This is a genomic window from Gardnerella sp. CCPDSM, assembly GCF_056754715.1.
The window spans coordinates 1-449 of record NZ_JBQEQO010000074.1 but is presented as its reverse complement, the minus strand read 5'-3'; the positions used below and the strand labels follow the sequence as shown (position 1 = coordinate 449).

General features: G+C 44.1%; 1 pseudogene. It reads right to left on the bottom strand.

From position 1 onward, the window contains the following. A pseudogene (locus ACTJLE_RS06595) lies at positions 1-429 on the bottom strand (hypothetical protein); the annotation flags it as partial. Positions 430-449 lie beyond the last annotated feature (20 nt).

The window sequence follows — 449 nt, the reverse complement described above, 5'->3', positions numbered from 1 at the left end:
TTCAGTTAGTTTCTGCTTATCAAGACCCAGTACTGCTCCCACGCTTTCCAAAGACATGGGAAGTCCCAGTGTGGCTGACCAGATCATTGTGCAATGCCAGGAGCAGGGGTTTAAAAACAGGCCTTCACTTTTCACTGTCTTACCAGGGTTAACATTGATGCCTTTATCTCGCAGGTAGCGTGATAAGCAGACTCTTTCAAACTGAGCGTTAAACGCCCACTTTGTCACCGTTTCATCCGTTAAAGCAGAAAGCACAACCTCGGGTATGGTTTCACCTTGTGCTAAGTCAACGACTTCAACTTCGCTACCGTCCACACTGTAGCCAAAGAGCAGTATTTCAAAATCCTCTGATTCTGCGTACTTGTAAACCCCACATTTACCAAGATTTACACTCGAAAACGTTTCTAAATCCACACTCAAATTTTCCAAATTACACCACCTCAAAGTTA